This is a genomic window from Pseudomonas sp. RL_5y_Pfl2_73 (assembly GCF_963970515.1).
Classification (GTDB): Bacteria; Pseudomonadota; Gammaproteobacteria; order Pseudomonadales; family Pseudomonadaceae; genus Aquipseudomonas.
Genome location: NZ_CAXAPD010000015.1, coordinates 37697 through 52414, shown reverse-complemented (window position 1 = coordinate 52414; position 14718 = coordinate 37697). Strand labels below are relative to the sequence as shown.

At 61.6% G+C, this 14718-nt stretch carries 11 protein-coding genes; 7 read left to right on the top strand and 4 right to left on the bottom strand.

What is annotated here, in order from left to right; all coding sequences use genetic code 11:
• Positions 1–166: 166 nt before the first annotated feature.
• The 4 genes from AACY42_RS16170 to AACY42_RS16155 form a co-directional block, all read right to left on the bottom strand.
• Complete coding sequence (locus tag AACY42_RS16170; RefSeq protein WP_339480829.1) at positions 167–553, bottom strand: putative zinc-binding protein; 387 nt, start codon at positions 551–553, stop codon at positions 167–169.
• An 85-nt stretch (positions 554–638) separates the two neighbouring features.
• A complete protein-coding gene (locus AACY42_RS16165; protein ID WP_024616162.1) occupies positions 639–1316 on the bottom strand; it encodes a Crp/Fnr family transcriptional regulator in 678 nt (225 codons plus the stop codon).
• A gap of 158 nt (positions 1317–1474) precedes the next feature.
• Positions 1475–2122 carry a two-component system response regulator NarL gene (gene narL, locus AACY42_RS16160; protein ID WP_339480822.1) on the bottom strand — a complete coding sequence of 216 codons (648 nt, stop codon included), beginning with the start codon at positions 2120–2122 and terminating at the stop codon, positions 1475–1477.
• On the bottom strand, positions 2119–3918 hold the full coding sequence (locus AACY42_RS16155) for a HAMP domain-containing protein (RefSeq protein ID WP_339480820.1): 1800 nt from the start codon (positions 3916–3918) through the stop codon (positions 2119–2121). The genes narL and AACY42_RS16155 overlap by 4 nt, the downstream gene beginning before the upstream one ends.
• Positions 3919–4228: 310 nt before the next feature.
• Here AACY42_RS16155 and AACY42_RS16150 point away from each other — a divergent pair, with 310 nt between their 5' ends.
• From AACY42_RS16150 to AACY42_RS16120, 7 genes are all read left to right on the top strand, one after another.
• Positions 4229–5530 (top strand): MFS transporter, encoded by a 1302-nt coding sequence (locus tag AACY42_RS16150; RefSeq protein WP_445261557.1) that lies wholly within the window; start codon positions 4229–4231, stop codon positions 5528–5530.
• Positions 5508–6905 carry a NarK family nitrate/nitrite MFS transporter gene (locus tag AACY42_RS16145; protein ID WP_339480816.1) on the top strand — a complete coding sequence of 466 codons (1398 nt, stop codon included), beginning with the start codon at positions 5508–5510 and terminating at the stop codon, positions 6903–6905. Before AACY42_RS16150 ends, AACY42_RS16145 begins: the two co-directional genes overlap by 23 nt.
• 65 nt (positions 6906–6970) lie before the next feature.
• Entirely contained in the window at positions 6971–10744 is a 3774-nt protein-coding gene (locus AACY42_RS16140) for a nitrate reductase subunit alpha (protein ID WP_339480814.1), read from the top strand.
• 1 nt (position 10745) lies between these two features.
• Positions 10746–12284, top strand: coding sequence for a nitrate reductase subunit beta (narH, locus tag AACY42_RS16135; RefSeq protein ID WP_339480812.1), 1539 nt, complete (start codon positions 10746–10748; stop codon positions 12282–12284).
• A gap of 2 nt (positions 12285–12286) precedes the next feature.
• A complete protein-coding gene (gene narJ / locus AACY42_RS16130) occupies positions 12287–13042 on the top strand; it encodes a nitrate reductase molybdenum cofactor assembly chaperone (RefSeq protein ID WP_339480810.1) in 756 nt (251 codons plus the stop codon).
• Positions 13035–13715: a respiratory nitrate reductase subunit gamma gene (gene narI, locus AACY42_RS16125; protein ID WP_339480808.1), complete on the top strand. Its 681-nt coding sequence runs from the start codon at positions 13035–13037 to the stop codon at positions 13713–13715. The genes narJ and narI overlap by 8 nt, the downstream gene beginning before the upstream one ends.
• A gap of 10 nt (positions 13716–13725) precedes the next feature.
• On the top strand, positions 13726–14694 hold the full coding sequence (locus AACY42_RS16120) for a peptidylprolyl isomerase (protein ID WP_339480806.1): 969 nt from the start codon (positions 13726–13728) through the stop codon (positions 14692–14694).
• The last annotated feature ends 24 nt before the right edge of the window (positions 14695–14718 follow it).

The following is a 14718-nucleotide window of genomic DNA, read 5'->3' as shown; positions in this document are numbered from 1 at the left end:
AGATTAGGTTTGCAGTATCAGTTGAGCTGATTTCAAAAAATTGAATCAGCAAGTGCGTTCTAACTGACATACGGAGGCTACAGGTTTTAGGACCGCTCGCGGTCCAACGGGAGCAAGCTCCCTCACCACAGGTTTTGGTGTTCGACACTAGCACCTGTTCGCCTTCTCAAGCCGTCTCGGTGGCTTCGATCATCTGGCTTTCAATCAGCCGCTTGATCTCCTCAAACAACTCGTCACTCTGCTCCTCGGTGCAATCCTTGCCGTTGCGTTTGCGCAAACCGTGGTGGCTGAAGATCAGATGCACATCGGCGTGCAGGTCGTGCTGGTTCAGGCAGCTTTCGACGCATTGCAGCGGGCAGCCGTCCAGTGCCAGGATTCGCCGTCCCGAGCGCGCTTTATTGACCAGCGCAGCCACATGCCCGCCGACCCCGACGATGCAGGACATTTCGGCCAGGCCGCTGCGATCCAGGCGCAAGGCCAGGGTATTGGCCAGTTGCGCGACATTCGAGCAACCGGAGCAGGAGTAGACCAAGGGAAGGCTTGAATCGGACATGAGGGTTCTCCACTGATGGACTCTGCCAGTGTGCGAGGCCGCCAGTAATACGCCTTGACCATGGTCAAATCCGGGACTGGCCCGGTTACTGTTGGTAACCAGCCAGTTCTTCTTCAGCCAGGATACGAATGTTGCGCCGCTCCATGGCAATCAACCCCCCATCCACCAACCGATGAAGAATCCGCGAAAACGTCTCCGGCTGAATCCCCAACTTGGAAGCCACCAGCCGCTTCGACACCTGCAACACCACCTGACCATCCCGCGGATCCCGCTCCTGCAGCAGGAAATTGATCACCCGCCGACTGGCACTGGCCAAGGTCAGGTTATCGATATCCTTGAGCCGCTGATGCAAATGAATACTCATGCTCGCCAGGATCGCCAGGCAGACCTTGGGCTGGTCCTCCAGGGCCTTGCGGTAATGTGTGCCCTCGATACTCACCAGCACGCTGTCCTTGATCGCCGACGCGCTGACCGGATAGCAGCGGGCCTGGCTGAACAGCAAAGCCTCGGCGAAGGTCTGGCCGGGCTGGATGATTTCCACCAGGTTCTCCTGGCCCTCACCGGTCACCCGGAACAGCTTGATCTGGCCACTGACCAGCAAGAAAAACCGCTTGGCCGGATCGCCCTGGTGCATGAGCGTGCTGTTGCATTCCAGGCGTTTGAGGACAGCCAGGCTGCAGACATCTTCAAAGACCCGCTCCGGCAGTTGGCTGAACAGGTGATGACGACGCAACAGTAAAACGATGGAAGGGTGGGTCAGCATGGCGTACCTCCGCGTGCCGTCATGGTAGAGCCCAAGGCGTCATCGGCCTATGCCTCGGCTGGCCTACCTCGGAAGAGGGATGGGCCTCTCGATCACGACACAAAACCTGTGGGGAACGAAATCCAGATCTGCTCCCACAGGGCGTGTGTTTTGCTGGGCTAACCCGCCCCGCGCAAATGTTCCATCGCCCACACGGCGGCTTCGACCCGTGAGCGCAAACCGAGTTTGTGCAGCAGGTTCTTCACATGCACCTTGACCGTGCCTTCGGTGATGCCCAGCTTGTGCCCGATGACCTTGTTGCTATAGCCACCGGCGATGGTCTTGAGGACCTGGCGTTCGCGCTCGGTCAGTTCCACATCGGCCTGGCGCGGTGGTGAGCGCAGGGCCTGGGCCATGGCGCGGGTCAGGCCGGGGCTGATCACCAGGGCGCCGTTGAGGGCGTCGCGGATGTACTGGATCAGCAGCTCCGGCTCCATGTCCTTGAGCAGGTAACCGTTGGCGTCCAGGCGCAAGGCATCGCGGATGTCGTCCTCGGCATCGGACACGGTGAACAGCAGCACCTTGCCGGTGTAGTGCATGGCGCGCAGTCGGCGCAGGGTCTCGATGCCGTTCATCTGCGGCATGTTGTTGTCCAGCAGCACCAGGTCGGGCTTGAGCGGTTCGATCAGGGTCAGGGCTTCTTCGCCGTGGCTGGCTTCACCAACGATGTGCAAATCGTCTTCGAGCTCAAGCATCTGGCGGATGCCGCGACGCATCATCGGATGATCGTCGACCAGTAGCAGGGTGTGGCGCAGGGGCGCGTTCATGTTGCGAGGCCTTCGGTGTGTTGGCCCAGGAATTCCGGTTGGAAATGCACCTGGATGCGGGTGCCCTGGGGTGTTCGAGAGAGAATCTGCAGTTGGCCGCGCAGGCTGCGGGCCCGCTCGTTCATGATGTTCAAACCATGGTGTTCGCGCTGGTCCACCTCGCCGCTGAAGCCGCGGCCATCGTCTTCGATCGACAGCCGCACGGTTTCGCCTTCCTGGCGCAGTTCGAGCCAGGCGTTTTCGGCATGGGCATGGCGCAGGCAGTTGGACAGGGCCTCACGGGTGATCTGCAGGATGTGGATCTGCTCGCTGGCCGACAGCTCGAAGGCCAGGGTGTCGACGAACAGGTGCACCTGGAAATCCCCTCGGCTTGAGAACTCCTCGGCGGTGTCCTTGAGTTCCTCGACCAGGCCGTCGTCGTGGATCTGCAGGCGGAAGGTGGTCAGCAGTTCACGCAGTTGGCGATAAGCATTGTTCAGTCCCTCGCGCAGCTCGCCGGTCACCGTCTCCAGGGTCTGCACCGGTTCGCCCCGACGCATCAGGGTCTGCATGCGGCTGACTTGCAGTTTCATGTACGACAAGGCCTGGGCCAGGGAGTCGTGGAGCTCGCGGGCAATGATCGTGCGTTCCTCGAGCAGCAGCAGGCGATGGTCCTGTTCGCGCTGGCGCTTGAGGGACAGCGACGTGCCAATCAGGTGGGCCAGGGCCTGGATCAATGCGGTCTCCCAGGGCTGCGCCGCGTGGCCGTCGACAAAATGCGCCTTGAGCTCACCCAGTTCATTACCCTGGTTACTGATGCTAAAGGCTAGCGGGCGTGCAGCGTTGCGTTTATGGCAACTGGCGCAATCGCTGCTGGCGCACACCTGGCGACTGTCGGCGCCATGCAGCGCCAGCAGGTGCCTGGCCGGTGCCTGCAATTGCCCTTGCAGGCACAACGTCAGGCGCAGGCCCGGCAGGCGCTGTTGGAAGCGTCGGATCAATTCATCCAGCCCTTCGGCATTAGCCTGCCGCGTCGCCAGGCTGCGACTGCTCTGGTACAACAGCTCCAGGGCGGCGTTGGCCTGTTGCAGGTTCAGGGTCTTTTGCCGGACCTGGTTTTCCAGGGTGCGATGGGATTGCTCGATGGTCTCGGCCATGGTGTTGAAACTGGTCGCCAATTGGCCCAGCTCATCCTCGGACTGGTGATTGACCCGCACCTGGAACTCGCCACGGCGAAAGCGCTGGGTGGCGTCCACCAACTCCTGCAAGGGCGTGACCACGCCGTACTGCAATTCATACAGGCCGATCAGCAGGATGATCATGGTGCTGAACAGCGCCGCACCCTGGATGGCCTGCTGCCAGCCTTGCTTGTGTTCGCTCTGGCGTTGCAGCAGGGTGACGAACTGGTCCAGTTGATCGACGAACCCGTTGGCGCTGGCCTGGAAAAACGCCGAGTCACCACGCTCGATGGCCGGGCGCAAAGTCTGGTTCCAGCGTTGCACAAGGTCGCGATAGCTTTTGTGCAGGGAGGTTTCCGGCCCATCTTCCAGCACGGCGCGCAGGGCTGGGCTGTCGAGGCGTTGTTGCAGGCTGGCGACGATCGCCGGGATGTCGTCGTTGGTCCCCGCCGAGAGTTTCCAGCTCAGGTGGTAGGTCTCCATGCGCACGGAGCCGGCGGTATTGATGGCGGCAGCGTCGCCTTGGCTGAACCAGGCGATCAACCCGGCACTCAAGGAGCTGGCCAGGGCCAGGATGGCAATCAGGATCACCGCCAGCCCGGCGCGAGCGGGCAGGGAACTGCGCAGCCAACGCATCATCGATGCGGGCCTGCGGGGCATAACTGTGAACCGAGCATAGGGGGGGCGCCCTGGACCTGGGGGTGTAGCAGCCAATCCTGGGCGCACTACCTCTAAAGAGTTGTCGGCCGCTCCATTTCCATAAAAGCTTCGGCAGACTTGTTCAAAGTATTGATAAACAAAGGGTTGTATCAATATCAGGACCTACCTCCTTGGAGGTAGGCGGGCCAAGCATAGGCCTGGACCGCCCCGGCGCACGTTGACCCAGGTCAAGTTTTCGCGGGGTTCGTATCACTAGGCTGCGCTCATCGAACTGACGGAGTGCATCGTGATGCGAGCGCAAGTGCAACAAGGGCTGGTACTAGGGATGAGTACCCTGGCCTTCACCGTGTGCTTCATGGTCTGGATGATGTTTGCTGTGCTGGGGGTTCCGATCAAGGAACTGCTGGCCCTCAATGAAACCCAGTTTGGCCTGCTGGCCGCTACGCCGGTATTGACCGGTTCGCTGGTGCGTCTACCCCTGGGGCTTTTGACCGACCGCTTTGGCGGGCGGATCGTGTTCTTCCTGCTGATGCTGTCCTGCGTATTGCCGCTGTACCTGATCACCCTCGCCACGGCCTTTTGGCAGTTCCTGGTGCTGGGCCTGTTCGTCGGCCTGGCTGGAGGCTCGTTCTCGGTGGGCATCGCCTACGTTGCCAAGTGGTTCGACAAACAGAACCAGGGTTTTGCCATGGGCGTGTTCGGCGCCGGCAATGCCGGTGCGGCGCTAACCAAGTTCCTCGCTCCGGCGCTGATCGCGTTCGGCAGCTGGCACCTGGTGCCGAAGGTGTTCAGCGCCATCCTGTTCATTACCGCACTGTTGTTCTGGTTTCTCACCACCGAGAAAAAGGAACACAGCGGCACGGGCGGTGCCACGTTGCGCGAGCAACTCAAAGCCCTGAAAGAGCCGGCCGTGTGGCGCTACTGCCAGTACTACTCGATCGTGTTCGGCGGCTATGTGGCCCTGGCGTTGTGGATGACCAAGTACTACGTGCAGGAATACGGCTTCAGCCTGCAAAGCGCGGCGCTGCTGGCGGCGTGTTTCTCCCTGCCCGGCGGCGTGCTGCGGGCCGTCGGTGGCTGGATGTCCGACCGCTGGGGCGCCCAGAGCGTGACCTGGTGGGTGTTGTGGGTGAGCTGGATCTGTCTGTTCCTGCTGTCCTATCCCCAGACTCAACTGCAAGTGCAGACCGTCAACGGCATCGTCGATTTCCATATTGGCCTCAGTCCCACTCTGTTCACCGTGCTGCTGTTCGTGATGGGCATCGCCTTCGCGTTCGGCAAGGCCTCGGTCTTCAAGTACATCGCCAACGACTACCCGAAAAATATGGGGGCGGTGTCCGGCATCGTCGGTCTGGCCGGGGGCCTGGGCGGGTTCGTGCTGCCGATCATGTTTGGTGCCCTGGTGGACCTCACCGGCGTGCGCTCGTCCTGCTTCATGTTGATGTACGGCGTGGTCTGGGTATCCCTGGCCTGGATGTACTTCAGCGAAATGCGCAAGCGCCCGCTGCTGGGTAAGCAGCCGCCGGCCACTCAATCCCCGTTTTCCAGCATTGCCCAAGGAGAAGAACATGTCCGTTCTGAAAACGCCTGAAAAGGGCCCGGTCATTCATGACTGGCGCCCGGAAGACCCCGCGTTCTGGGGCAAAAGTGGTAAACAGACTGCCCGGCGCAACCTGTGGATTTCGATTCCGGCACTGCTGTTGGCCTTTGCGGTATGGATGGTCTGGAGCACGGTAATCGTGCGCCTGAATGCCATCGGCTTCAGCTTTACCACTGACCAGCTGTTCTGGCTGGCGGCATTGCCGGGGCTGTCCGGCGCGACCTTGCGCATCTTCTACTCGTTCATGGTGCCGATCTTCGGCGGGCGTCGCTGGACCGCGCTGAGCACGGCGTCGTTGTTGATACCGGCTTTGTGGATGGGTTTCGCCGTGCAGGATTCGGCCACGCCCTACAGCGTGTTCGTGCTGATCGCATTGCTTTGCGGTTTTGGTGGCGGCAACTTCGCCTCGAGCATGTCCAACATCAGCTTCTTCTACCCTAAGTCCCAGCAGGGCACCGCCCTGGGCCTGAACGCCGGGCTGGGTAACCTGGGCGTGTCGGTGATGCAGTTCAGCGTGCCACTGGTGATCTCCTTCGGTGTGTTCGGCTTCATGGGCGGCCAACCGCAAGTCCTGGCCGACGGCAGCTCTTTGTGGTTGCAGAACGCCGGTTTCATCTGGGTGCCGTTCATTCTCGCCGTAACCCTGATTGCCTGGTTCGGCATGAACGACCTGTCCAGCGCCCGCGCTTCGTTCAGCGAACAGGCGGTGATCTTCAAGCGCAAGCACAACTGGCTGATGTGCTGGTTGTACCTGGCGACCTTCGGTTCGTTCATCGGTTTTTCCGCGGCTTTCCCGCTGCTGATCAAGACCTCCTTCCCTGAAGTCATCGCCCTGAAATTCGCCTTCCTCGGCCCATTGGTGGGCGCGCTGGTACGGCCACTGGGCGGCTGGCTGGCGGACAAGCTCGGCGGCGCAAAGGTCACCTTGTGGAACTTCGTGTTGATGATCGTGATGGTGTTCGGCGTCCTGCACTTTCTTCCGCAGAACGGCGAGGGCGGCAGCTTCTACGGCTTCCTGGGTATGTTCATGTTGCTGTTCATCACCACTGGCGTGGGCAACGGTTCGACCTTCCGCATGATCCCGGTGATCTTCCGCACCCTGCACGAGAAGGCCGCCCTGGGCAAAAAGCCTGAGCAGCGCGAGCAAGCGATCAAGAACGCCGGCAAGGAATCGGCCGCGGTGCTGGGTTTCAGCTCGGCCATGGGCGCCTTCGGAGCCTTCTTTATTCCCAAATCTTTCGGTACTTCGATGGCCCTGACCGGCGGCCCGGAGATGGCCTTCTACATGTTCGTCGGCTTCTACCTGAGCTGCATCGTGGTGACCTGGTGGTGGTACGCCCGCAAAGGCGCGGCGACACCCTGCTAAGACGAATTCAACTATTGCGTGGGCGGGGCGCAGACCCCGCGGAGCAAGCCTGAGAGGAACACACTGTGAGTCATTTATTGGATCAACTGCGGTTTTTCAACCGTAAGCAAGGCGAGTTTTCCGATGGTCACGGCGAGACCCGCAAGGAATCCCGGGATTGGGAGAACGTCTACCGCTCCCGCTGGCAGTACGACAAGATCGTGCGTTCCACCCATGGGGTGAACTGCACCGGTTCGTGCTCGTGGAAGATCTACGTCAAGAACGGCCTGATCACTTGGGAAACCCAGCAGACCGACTACCCGCGTACCCGTAACGACCTGCCCAACCACGAACCACGCGGCTGCCCTCGCGGCGCGAGCTACAGCTGGTACATCTACAGCGCCAACCGGCTCAAGTACCCGAAAATTCGCAAGCCATTGCTCAAACTGTGGCGCGAAGCCCGGCAGACCCTGGCGCCGGTGGAAGCCTGGGCCAGCATCGTCGAGGACAAGGCCAAGGCCGACTCCTATAAAAGCAAGCGCGGCATGGGTGGCTTCATCCGTTCCAACTGGGACGAAGTCAACGAGATCATCGCCGCGGCCAACGTCTATACCGTCAAGGAACATGGTCCGGACCGGGTAGTGGGCTTCTCGCCGATCCCGGCCATGTCGATGGTCAGCTATGCCGCCGGCTCGCGTTACCTGTCGCTGATCGGTGGCGTGTGCCTGAGCTTCTACGACTGGTATTGCGACTTGCCGCCAGCCTCGCCGATGGTGTGGGGCGAGCAGACCGACGTGCCGGAATCGGCCGACTGGTACAACTCCAACTACATCATTGCCTGGGGCTCCAACGTCCCGCAGACCCGTACCCCTGACGCCCACTTCTTCACCGAGGTGCGCTATAAGGGCACCAAGACCGTGGCGATCACCCCGGACTATTCGGAAGTCGCCAAGCTCACCGACCTGTGGCTCAACCCCAAACAGGGTACCGACGCCGCGCTGGCCCAGGCCTTTAACCATGTGATCTTCAAAGAATTTCACCTGGACAAGCCGAGCGCCTATTTCACCGAATACGCCAAGCGCTACACCGACCTGCCGGTGCTGGTGATGCTCAAGCCGATGCTCGGCGCGGCGCCGGGTGCGGGTTACCAGCCGGACCGTTTCCTGCGGGCCAGCGACCTGACCGACAACCTCGGCCAGGACAACAACCCGGAATGGAAAACCATCGCCCTGGATGCCGCCGGCGAACTGGTTTCGCCCCAAGGCTCCATCGGCTATCGCTGGGGTGAGAAGGGCAAGTGGAACATCCTACCGCGTGAAGGCGGCGAGGGACGTGAGATCGACCTCAAGCTGAGCCTGATCGGCGGCGATGTCGCCGAGGTGGCGTTCCCGTACTTCGCCGGAGAAGCCCAGGAGTACTTCCAGCATGTGGCCGGTGACGCGGTGCAGTTCCGTCGGGTGCCGGTGCACAGCGTGGTGCTGGCCGATGGCAGCGTGGCGAAAGTCGCCACCGTATTCGATCTGTCGGCGGCCAACCTGGCGATCGACCGTGGCTTGGGCGGCGCCAACGTTGCCAAGGACTATAACGACGCTTCGGTGCCCGGCACCCCAGCCTGGCAGGAACAGATCACCGGTGTGAGCCGCGAGAAGGCGATCCAGATCGCCCGCGAGTTTGCCGACAACGCCGACAAGACCCGTGGACGCTCGATGATCATCGTCGGTGCGGCGATGAACCACTGGTACCACATGGACATGAACTACCGCGGGCTGATCAACATGCTCATGCTCTGCGGTTGCGTCGGCCAGACCGGCGGCGGCTGGGCCCACTATGTCGGCCAGGAAAAACTCCGTCCGCAATGCGGCTGGCTGCCGCTGGCCTTTGGCCTGGACTGGAACCGTCCGCCACGGCAGATGAACGGCACCAGCTTCTTCTACGGCCACAGTTCGCAATGGCGCCACGAGAAGATGAGCATGCACGATGTGCTCTCGCCCCTGGCCGACAAATCGCAGTTCCCCGAGCACGCGCTGGACTACAACATCCGCGCCGAACGGGCCGGCTGGTTGCCGAGCGCACCGCAGCTCAACACCAACCCGCTGCACATTTGCCGGGACGCCGCCGCTGCGGGCCTGGAACCCAAGGACTACGTGGTCAAGTCGCTGCAGGACGGTTCCCTGCGCTTTGCCTGCGAGCAGCCGGACAGCCCGGTGAACTTCCCGCGCAACATGTTCATCTGGCGTTCCAACTTGCTGGGCTCTTCGGGCAAGGGCCACGAGTACATGCTCAAGTACCTGCTGGGCACCAAGAACGGGGTGATGAACGAAGACATCGGCCATAGCACCGAGTGCAAGCCCACCGAAGCCGAATGGGTTGACGAGGGCGCCATTGGCAAGCTCGATCTGGTGACCACCCTGGACTTCCGTATGTCCTCCACCTGCGTGTATTCCGACATCGTCTTGCCGACCGCCACCTGGTACGAAAAAGACGACATGAACACCTCGGACATGCACCCGTTCATTCACCCACTGTCGGCCGCCATCGATCCGGCCTGGGAATCGCGTTCGGACTGGGAAATCTACAAGGGTATCGCCAAGGCATTTTCCGCCATGTCGGTCGGTCACCTGGGCGTGGAAAAAGACCTGGTCACCGTACCGCTGATGCACGACAGCGTCGGCGAACTGGCCCAGCCATTCGGCGGCACCGACTGGAAAAGCGCCGGCGTTGCACCGGTCCCGGGCAAGAACGCGCCGAACCTGCAAGTGGTGGAACGCGACTACCCGAACATCTACAAGCAGTTCACTTCCCTGGGCCCGATGCTGGAAAAACTCGGCAACGGCGGCAAGGGCATCAACTGGAACACCGATACTGAAGTTAAATTCCTCGGCGAACTGAACCACAAGGAAGTCGAGGCGGGCATCAGCCAAGGGCGGCCGAAGATCGACAGCGCCATCGACGCTGCCGAAGTGATCCTGTCCCTGGCGCCGGAAACCAACGGCCATGTCGCGTTGAAAGCCTGGGCAGCGCTGTCGGAATTCACCGGCATCGACCACAGCCATCTGGCGGTGTCCAAGGAGCACGAGGCGATTCGCTTCCGTGACATCCAGGCCCAGCCACGCAAGATCATTTCCAGCCCGACCTGGTCTGGCCTGGAAGACGATCACGTGAGCTATAACGCCGGCTACACCAATGTCCATGAGTCGATCCCATGGCGCACCATCACCGGCCGCCAACAGTTCTACCAGGATCACCCGTGGATGCAGGCGTTCGGCGAGCAGCTGATGAGCTATCGGCCACCGGTCAACACCCGCACCATCGCCGGCGTGAAGGGCAAGCGCAGCAATGGCGAGACCGAGATCGTCCTGAACTGGATCACCCCGCACCAGAAATGGGGGATCCACAGCACCTACAGCGACAACTTGCTGATGCTGACCTTGAGCCGTGGCGGACCGATTGTCTGGCTCTCGGAAATCGACGCCAAGCGCGCCGGTATCGAGGACAACGACTGGATCGAATGCTTCAACGTCAACGGCGCGCTGACCGCCCGCGCGGTGGTCAGTCAGCGGGTCAAGGAAGGCATGGTGATGATGTATCACGCCCAGGAACGGATCGTGAACGTGCCAGGTTCGGAAACCACCAAGACCCGTGGCGGCCACCACAACTCGGTGACCCGCGTGGTGCTCAAGCCCACCCACATGATTGGCGGCTACGCCCAACAGGCCTACGGCTTCAACTATTACGGCACGGTCGGTTGCAACCGCGACGAATTTGTCGTGGTGCGCAAGATGGTCAAGGTCGATTGGCTCGATGGTTCCAGTGGCGATGATTTGCCGCGTCCACTGCCGACTGATATCGAGGAGAACTGAGATGAAGATTCGCTCACAAATCGGCATGGTCCTGAACCTGGACAAATGCATCGGCTGCCACACTTGCTCGATTACCTGCAAGAACGTCTGGACCAGCCGTGAAGGCATGGAATACGCCTGGTTCAACAACGTCGAATCCAAGCCTGGCATCGGCTATCCCAAGGAGTGGGAAAACCAGGACAAGTGGAAGGGCGGCTGGATCCGCAACGCTGACGGTTCGATCAACCCGCGCATCGGTGGCAAGTTCCGTGTACTGGCGAACATCTTCGCCAACCCGGATCTGCCGAGCCTGGACGACTACTACGAGCCGTTCGACTTCGATTACCAGCACCTGCACACCGCACCCCTGGGCGAGCACCAGCCCACCGCGCGACCACGTTCGGTCGTGTCCGGCAAGCGCATGCAGAAAATCGAATGGGGTCCGAACTGGGAGGAAATCCTCGGCACTGAATTCGCCAAGCGGCGCAAGGATAAGAACTTCGACAAGATCCAGGCGGACATCTACGGCGAGTACGAAAACACGTTCATGATGTACCTGCCGCGCCTGTGCGAGCACTGCCTGAACCCGGCGTGCGCGGCGTCCTGCCCGAGCGGTGCGATCTACAAGCGCGAGGAGGACGGCATCGTCCTGATCGACCAGGAAAAATGCCGCGGCTGGCGCATGTGCATCAGCGGCTGCCCGTACAAGAAGATCTACTTCAACTGGAAGAGCGGCAAGTCGGAAAAATGCATCTTCTGCTACCCGCGCATCGAAGCCGGGATGCCGACTGTTTGCGCTGAAACCTGCGTTGGCCGCATCCGTTACCTCGGCGTGCTGCTGTATGACGCCGATCGGATCAGCGAAGTGGCAAGCACCGCCAATGAGCAGGACCTGTACGAGAAGCAACTGGAGATCTTCCTCGACCCGAACGACCCGGCGGTGATTCGCCAGGCCCTGGCCGATGGCGTGCCGCAGTCGGTGATCGATTCGGCGCAACGCTCGCCGGTCTACAAAATGGCCGTTGACTGGAAACTCGCACTGCCGCTGCACCCGGAATACCGCACCTTGCCAATGGTCTGGTACGTGCCGCCACTGTCGCCGATCCAGAATGCTGCCGCGGCTGGCACCGTAGGCATGAACGGGGTGATCCCGGACGTCGACAGCCTGCGCATCCCGCTGCGCTACCTGGCGAACATGCTCACTGCCGGTGATGAAAAACCGGTCAAGCGTGCCCTCAAGCGTCTGCTGGCGATGCGTGCCTACAAGCGTTCCGAACAGGTCGATGGCGTGCAGGATCTGCAAGTGCTGGCCGACGTCGACTTGAGCGTGAACCAGGTGGAAGAGATGTACCGCTACCTGGCCATCGCCAACTACGAGGACCGCTTCGTCGTGCCAAGCGCCCACCGCGAAGACGCCATGAGCGACGCGTTCGCCGAGCGTTCCGGTTGCGGTTTCAGCTTTGGCAGTGGTTGCAGTGGCAGCTCCGACACCAACATGTTCGGTGGCAAGAAGGCCAACCGCCGCGACGTGATCAAAACCGTGCAGTTGTGGGAGGAATGAGCATGCGCATTCTCAAGGTGATTTCGTTGCTGCTCGACTACCCGACCGAGACCCTCGTGGCCGGTCGGGATGAGCTGGAACAAGCGATTCTTCAAGCGCGGGAAATCAGCCCCGACCAGCGCGCCGGGTTGTTCGAATTGCTCGAGGTGATTTGCGGCAAGGACCTGATGGACGGCCAGGAGCACTACGGTGCGCTGTTCGGCCGCGGCCGTTCGCTGTCGCTGCTGTTGTTTGAACATGTCCATGGCGAATCCCGCGACCGTGGCCAGGCCATGGTCGACATGATGGCCCAGTACGAAGAGGCCGGTTTCGCCATCGGCGTCAAGGAACTGCCTGACTACATCCCGCTGTACCTGGAGTTTCTTTCCACCCGCGAAGACATCGAGGCCCGCGAGGGCCTGGCCGATGTAGCGCATCTGCTGGCCTTGCTCGCCGCGCGTCTGGACGAGCGCGAAAGTGCCTACGCCAGTTGCTTCCGGGCTTTGCTGCAGATATCCGGCGCTGAACCGCAGGTGGCGGTGGCCGAGATGCTTGAGCAAGTAAAGGCCGAGCCACGGGATGACTCCCTCGAAGCCCTGGACAAGATCTGGGAAGAAGAGGCGGTGGATTTCATGAAGGCCGAGCAGCAAGACCGTTGCAGCTCGATGCCCAGCGCGCCGGGCAAGGCGCGGGACGAAAGTGCGGTGCCGCTGCACTGGGTGGATTTTCAGCATGAAGGGCTGGCCGCCGCGCCAGCCGGGGAGGTGGGCAATGTCTAAATGGGATCTGTTGTTGTTCGGGGTCTACCCCTATGTCGCCCTGGCGATTTGCCTGATCGGTAGCTGGGCGCGGTTCGACCTGTCCCAGTACACCTGGAAGGCCGGCTCCAGCCAGATGCTCAACAAGCGCGGCATGCGCGTGGCCAGCAACCTGTTTCATATCGGTGTGCTGTTCGTGCTGGCCGGGCACTTCGTCGGCCTGCTGACACCCTCGGCGATCTACCACCATGTGTTGAGCACCGAGAACAAGCAGTTGCTGGCGATGGTCTCCGGCGGTTTCTTCGGCGTGCTGGGCCTGATCGGCCTGGTGATGCTGCTCAACCGTCGCCTGACCGACCCACGGGTTCGCGCCACTTCCAGTACGTCGGACATCCTGGTGTTGGTGGTGTTGCTGGTGCAACTGGTGCTGGGGCTGATGACCATCGTGGCGTCCACCGCTCACATGGACGGTTCGGTGATGGTGATGCTGGCCGACTGGGCCCAGAACACCGTGCTGTTGCGTCCGGTTGAAGCCGCTACCGCGATAGCGCCGGTGGGCCTGGTCTACAAGCTCCACGTGGTGTTGGGCCTGACCCTGTTCGTGTTGTTCCCCTTCACTCGTCTGGTCCATATCGTCAGTGCGCCGGTCTGGTACCTGGGGCGTCGTTATCAAATCGTTCGGCAGAAGTTTTGAGGAGAAGATCATGGCGAGTGGATGCGGATGTGGCGGTAGTGGTGGCGGCAGCGGCGGCTGCGGTTCTTCGGCAAAAGCGGCACCGGTGATGGCGCCGGTGGCCGATGCCGAACCGGTGGGGGCGGTGCAGTTCGAGCCGGCCCAGGCCGGGCCGGTGGCGGAAGATCAAGCGCCACAGTTGATTGCCAGCAGTGAGCAGGAGTGGCCGATCATCAGCGTCAACGGGGTGCCGGTCACTCCGCAGGCGATGGCCCTGGAGCTCCAGTATCACCCGGCTGACAGTCGTGAAGAGGCGGTTTACCAAGCGGCACGGGCCCTGGTGATCCGTGAATTGCTGCAACAACGTATCGCCGAACTGGGCCTGGCGTTGCAGCTCGGCGCCGGTGAAAACGAAGAGGAGGCGGCCACGCGGCTGCTGCTCGAACGTGAGGTGCAGGTGCCGCAGTGCGACGAGGCCACCTGCCTGCGTTATTACGAAAGCAACCGGGCGCGCTTTCACAGCGCGCCGTTGCTGGCGGTGCGGCACATCCTGCTCGAATGTGCGCCGGACGATGCCGAGGCGCGCAGCCTGGCCCATGTACAGGCCGAGCTGCTGCTGGAGCGGCTGGATCAGTTCCCGGGCAGTTTTGCCGAGTTGGCGCTGAAGCATTCGGCGTGTCCATCCAAGGCGCAGGGCGGCTCGCTGGGGCAGATCAGCAAGGGCCAGACGGTGCCTGAACTGGAGCGCCAGTTGTTCACCCTGCCGGCGGGCCTGGCCAGCAAACCGCTGGAAAGCCGCTATGGCTGGCACGTGATCAGCATCGACCAGCGAATCGATGGCCAACCATTGCCGTACGAGGCGGTTGCGACGGCGATTCGTACCCAGTTGCAGCAGGGCGTGTGGCAAAAAGCGCTGGTGCAGTACCTGCAAACCCTGATCGGTGCGGCGGACATTCGCGGCATTCACCTTCAGGGCGCCGACTCGCCGCTGGTGCAGTGAGCACGGGCTCAATCGGGAGATCTT